General features: G+C 51.7%; 2 tRNA genes and 3 rRNA genes. All 5 read right to left on the reverse strand.

The features are described 5' to 3' along the window. Positions 1 to 49: 49 nt before the first annotated feature. The 5 genes from rrf to H0523_RS31415 all read right to left on the reverse strand — a co-directional run bounded on the left by rrf (position 50) and on the right by H0523_RS31415 (position 5,389). Positions 50 to 162, reverse strand: a 5S ribosomal RNA gene (gene rrf, locus H0523_RS31395). Positions 163 to 361: 199 nt separating this feature from the next. Continuing rightward, positions 362 to 3,242: ribosomal RNA gene (locus tag H0523_RS31400) — 23S ribosomal RNA — on the reverse strand. Positions 3,243 to 3,542: 300 nt separating this feature from the next. Further along, positions 3,543 to 3,618 (reverse strand) — tRNA-Ala (locus H0523_RS31405). Positions 3,619 to 3,649: 31 nt separating this feature from the next. Beyond that, a tRNA-Ile gene (locus H0523_RS31410) sits at positions 3,650 to 3,726 on the reverse strand. Between the two features lie 132 nt (positions 3,727 to 3,858). Beyond that, positions 3,859 to 5,389 (reverse strand): 16S ribosomal RNA (locus tag H0523_RS31415). Together the 16S, 23S and 5S rRNA genes with 2 tRNA genes alongside form the textbook arrangement of a ribosomal RNA operon. Between the last annotated feature and the right edge of the window lie 519 nt (positions 5,390 to 5,908).

Consider the following 5,908-nt stretch of genomic DNA (forward strand, 5'->3'; position numbering starts at 1 on the left):
AAAGACAAAACCCCACAGGCGAGAGCCTATGGGGTTTTGCGGAATAAAAGCCTGACGATGACCTACTTTCACAGACGTCCGTCCACTATCATCGGCGCAAAGGCGTTTCACTGTCCTGTTCGGGATGGGAAGGAGTGGTACCACCTTGCTATGGTCGTCAGGCGTAACTGGTTGAGAGATTGTCTTTGGGGACAACCGCTCCAATCTTGGAAGAAGCGCAACGTGTGGGGATCAGAGGCTAGCTCGATGATCCCGCACAGTGGGTGTAATTGGTGTTGGCTGGCTGCTGACGGGGCAGCCAGATTTTGTATTGAACGACACTTGGAACGCTATATCACCAGGTCATAACCATCAGTGTTATAGGATCAAGCCTCACGAGCAATTAGTATCGGTTAGCTTAACGCATTACTGCGCTTCCACACCCGACCTATCAACGTCCTGGTCTCGAACGACTCTTTAGGGGGATCAAGTCCCCGGGATACCTAATCTTCAGACGAGTTTCCCGCTTAGATGCCTTCAGCGGTTATCTCTTCCGTACTTAGCTACCCGGCAATGCCATTGGCATGACAACCGGTACACCAGAGGTACGTCCACTCCGGTCCTCTCGTACTAGGAGCAGGCTCCGTCAAGTATCCAACGCCCACGGCAGATAGGGACCAAACTGTCTCACGACGTTTTAAACCCAGCTCACGTACCTCTTTAAATGGCGAACAGCCATACCCTTGGGACCGGCTACAGCCCCAGGATGAGATGAGCCGACATCGAGGTGCCAAACACCGCCGTCGATATGAACTCTTGGGCGGTATCAGCCTGTTATCCCCAGAGTACCTTTTATCCGTTGAGCGATGGCCCTTCCATTCAGAACCACCGGATCACTATGTCCTGCTTTCGCACCTGTTCGACTTGTCAGTCTCACAGTCAAGCACGCTTATGCCATTGCACTATCAGCACGATTTCCGACCGTACCTAGCGTACCTTCGAACTCCTCCGTTACACTTTGGGAGGAGACCGCCCCAGTCAAACTGCCCACCATGCACTGTCCCCGATCCGGATAACGGACCAAGGTTAGAACCGCAAACAAACCAGGGTGGTATTTCAAGGATGGCTCCACGTGATCTAGCGACCACGCTTCAAAGCCTCCCACCTATCCTACACAGGCCGGTTCACAGTCCAATGCAAAGCTACAGTAAAGGTTCATGGGGTCTTTCCGTCTAGCCGCGGGTAGATTGCATCATCACAAACACTTCAACTTCGCTGAGTCTCAGGAGGAGACAGTGTGGCCATCGTTACGCCATTCGTGCAGGTCGGAACTTACCCGACAAGGAATTTCGCTACCTTAGGACCGTTATAGTTACGGCCGCCGTTTACCGGGGCTTCGATCAAGAGCTTGCACCCCATCACTTAACCTTCCGGCACCGGGCAGGCGTCACACCCTATACGTCGACTTTCGTCTTTGCAGAGTGCTGTGTTTTTAATAAACAGTCGCAGCCACCGATTCTCTGCGACCCCATCATGCTAAGCGCGCAGGCGCTTCACACTACCGGGGTATACCTTCTCCCGAAGTTACGGTATCAATTTGCCGAGTTCCTTCTCCTGAGTTCTCTCAAGCGCCTTGGAATATTCATCCCGTCCACCTGTGTCGGTTTGCGGTACGGTCTCGTACAGCTGAAGCTTAGAGGCTTTTCTTGGAACCACTTCCAATCACTTCGCAAGCAATGCTCGCTCGTGCCATACCCTTGATTTACGCGCCCGGATTTGCCTAAGCGCCATCTTCGATATGTCAACAGGGACATCCAACACCCTGATGATCTTCCGCGATCCGTCCCCCCATCGCACTGTACGACGGTGCTGGAATATTAACCAGCTTCCCATCAGCTACGCATCTCTGCCTCGCCTTAGGGGCCGACTCACCCTGCGCCGATGAACGTTGCGCAGGAAACCTTGGACTTACGGCGAGGGGGCTTTTCACCCCCTTTATCGCTACTCATGTCAGCATTCGCACTTCTGATACCTCCAGCAGCCTTTACAAGCCACCTTCGCAGGCTTACAGAACGCTCTCCTACCGCGTGCACAAAGTGCACACCCGCAGCTTCGGTTTATCGCTTAGCCCCGTTACATCTTCCGCGCAGGACGACTCGATCAGTGAGCTATTACGCTTTCTTTAAAGGATGGCTGCTTCTAAGCCAACCTCCTGACTGTCTATGCCTTCCCACTTCGTTTCCCACTTAGCGATAATTTGGGACCTTAGCTGGCGGTCTGGGTTGTTTCCCTCTTGAGTCCGGACGTTAGCACCCGGTGCTCTGTCTCCCAAGCTGTACTTGCGGGTATTCGGAGTTTGCCATAGTTTGGTAAGTCGCCATGACCCCCTAGCTATAACAGTGCTCTACCCCCCGCAGTAATACTTGAGGCACTACCTAAATAGTTTTCGGAGAGAACCAGCTATTTCCAGATTTGTTTAGCCTTTCACCCCTATCCACAGCTCATCCCCTAATTTTTCAACATTAGTGGGTTCGGTCCTCCAGCACGTGTTACCGTGCCTTCAACCTGGCCATGGATAGATCATCTGGTTTCGGGTCTACACCCAGCGACTGAATCGCCCTATTCGGACTCGCTTTCGCTACGGCTTCCCTATTCGGTTAACCTTGCCACTGAATGTAAGTCGCTGACCCATTATACAAAAGGTACGCAGTCACCCCACAAGGAGGCTCCTACTGTTTGTATGCATACGGTTTCAGGATCTATTTCACTCCCCTTCCGGGGTTCTTTTCGCCTTTCCCTCACGGTACTGGTTCACTATCGGTCGATCACGAGTATTTAGCCTTGGAGGATGGTCCCCCCATCTTCAAACAGGATTTCACGTGTCCCGCCCTACTTTTCTTACGCTTAGTTCCACACACAAAATTTCGTCTACAGGGCTATCACCTGCTACGGCCGGACTTTCCATTCCGTTCGACTATCTTGCATGCTAAAACGTAAAGGCTCTTCCGATTTCGCTCGCCACTACTTTCGGAATCTCGGTTGATTTCTTTTCCTCGAGCTACTGAGATGTTTCAGTTCACCCGGTTCGCTTCCACTGACCTATGTATTCAGTCAGGGATACTCCTTGCGGAGTGGGTTTCCCCATTCGGACATCTGCGGATCAAAGCTTGTTTGCCAGCTCCCCGCAGCTTTTCGCAGGCTACTACGTCCTTCATCGCCTGTGATCGCCAAGGCATCCACCATATGCACTTAGTCGCTTGATCCTATAACGCTGTAGGCTATAGGACCTGAGTATTAGCGTTTGTGCCGTTCATAAGTTTCAAAGCAGTCTGAAGTTATTCACTTCAGTCTTGAGAACTTGGAACAAAATTAATGCAATCACAACCCGTACTTATCTTCATCGACTTGCGCCGAGTACTTGATAAGTACATTTCGTTGTGCTTCTTCCAGATTGTTAAAGAACGAATATAGCTGTTAGGTAAAACCTAACTCATAAGACCGTGAAGACATTATCTGCACGACGCTATGAGTTAGCCTCTACGACCACACCAGACACAAAGTCTTGGTGGAGGTGAACGGGATCGAACCGATGACATCCTGCTTGCAAAGCAGGCGCTCTCCCAGCTGAGCTACACCCCCATATTCACGGTATCAACTACCTGCGAATACTTGGTGGGTCTGGTTGGATTCGAACCAACGACCCCCGCCTTATCAAGACGGTGCTCTAACCGACTGAGCTACAGACCCAAAACCTTCTCGGATCAGTAGTCAGGAGTCATGGACACAGGGAGGAATCCCTCTACCCAAGCCCACAACCGATCCCAGCTATATATCAAACAACCGATAAGAGTGGACGCTTAACACGAGCACTAAGCTCTGAAAGGAGGTGATCCAGCCGCACCTTCCGATACGGCTACCTTGTTACGACTTCACCCCAGTCATGAATCCTACCGTGGTAATCGCCCCCCTTGCGGTTAGGCTAACTACTTCTGGTAAAACCCACTCCCATGGTGTGACGGGCGGTGTGTACAAGACCCGGGAACGTATTCACCGCGACATGCTGATCCGCGATTACTAGCGATTCCGACTTCACGCAGTCGAGTTGCAGACTGCGATCCGGACTACGATCGGGTTTCTGGGATTGGCTCCCCCTCGCGGGTTGGCGACCCTCTGTCCCGACCATTGTATGACGTGTGAAGCCCTACCCATAAGGGCCATGAGGACTTGACGTCATCCCCACCTTCCTCCGGTTTGTCACCGGCAGTCTCATTAGAGTGCCCTTTCGTAGCAACTAATGACAAGGGTTGCGCTCGTTGCGGGACTTAACCCAACATCTCACGACACGAGCTGACGACAGCCATGCAGCACCTGTGTTCCGGTTCTCTTGCGAGCACTGCCAAATCTCTTCGGCATTCCAGACATGTCAAGGGTAGGTAAGGTTTTTCGCGTTGCATCGAATTAATCCACATCATCCACCGCTTGTGCGGGTCCCCGTCAATTCCTTTGAGTTTTAATCTTGCGACCGTACTCCCCAGGCGGTCAACTTCACGCGTTAGCTGCGCTACCAAGGCCCGAAGGCCCCAACAGCTAGTTGACATCGTTTAGGGCGTGGACTACCAGGGTATCTAATCCTGTTTGCTCCCCACGCTTTCGTGCATGAGCGTCAGTGTTATCCCAGGAGGCTGCCTTCGCCATCGGTGTTCCTCCGCATATCTACGCATTTCACTGCTACACGCGGAATTCCACCTCCCTCTGACACACTCTAGCCCGGTAGTTAAAAATGCAGTTCCAAAGTTAAGCTCTGGGATTTCACATCTTTCTTTCCGAACCGCCTGCGCACGCTTTACGCCCAGTAATTCCGATTAACGCTTGCACCCTACGTATTACCGCGGCTGCTGGCACGTAGTTAGCCGGTGCTTATTCTGCAGGTACCGTCAGTTTCACGGGGTATTAACCCATGACGTTTCTTTCCTGCCAAAAGTGCTTTACAACCCGAAGGCCTTCATCGCACACGCGGGATGGCTGGATCAGGGTTTCCCCCATTGTCCAAAATTCCCCACTGCTGCCTCCCGTAGGAGTCTGGGCCGTGTCTCAGTCCCAGTGTGGCTGGTCGTCCTCTCAAACCAGCTACGGATCGTCGCCTTGGTGAGCCGTTACCCCACCAACTAGCTAATCCGATATCGGCCGCTCCAATAGTGCAAGGTCTTGCGATCCCCTGCTTTCCCCCGTAGGGCGTATGCGGTATTAGCTACGCTTTCGCGTAGTTATCCCCCGCTACTGGGCACGTTCCGATACATTACTCACCCGTTCGCCACTCGCCACCAGACCGAAGTCCGTGCTGCCGTTCGACTTGCATGTGTAAGGCATCCCGCTAGCGTTCAATCTGAGCCAGGATCAAACTCTTCAGTTTAATCTCTGTATTTGTTTCGTATTTCTTAGTTCCGAAGAACCGAGTCATACGTCGCTACTCAAAGGAAGTGAGGTATGTTCTTAAACTTGACGTCTAAGGTACTTCACTTCTAGTGAGCACTTGATTTCATTGTGCTTGTGACCGAAGTCACAGTGCACTCGCATCAAGCGCCCACACTTATCGGTTGTTTAATTGTTAAAGAGCGGTACTACTAAATTCGGTACTACTTACTGCATCTTCTGCTTTCTTCGGCGATTTCGCTTTCGCGTCGACCGCTGTGTCAGCAGCAGAGAAACGAGATTATGAAGAAGTTTTTATCGTTTGTCAAGTCAGCGTCGTTTGATTCACTTCGCTTTCTTGCCTACGACCTCTTCAGGTCTCACCAGGCTCGCACCCGGCTTTCTCTTTAGCAGCTATCGAAATATCAGGGTTAACCCTAAGTTTTCGGTAACTGCCAAGCCTGAAACTATAACACAACTTTTGCAGATTATGCAACCGGCTTTTGCCTAATTTGCATCC

The organism is Achromobacter insuavis (assembly GCF_902859645.1).
In the GTDB taxonomy this organism is placed as follows: domain Bacteria; phylum Pseudomonadota; class Gammaproteobacteria; order Burkholderiales; family Burkholderiaceae_B; genus Achromobacter; species Achromobacter insuavis.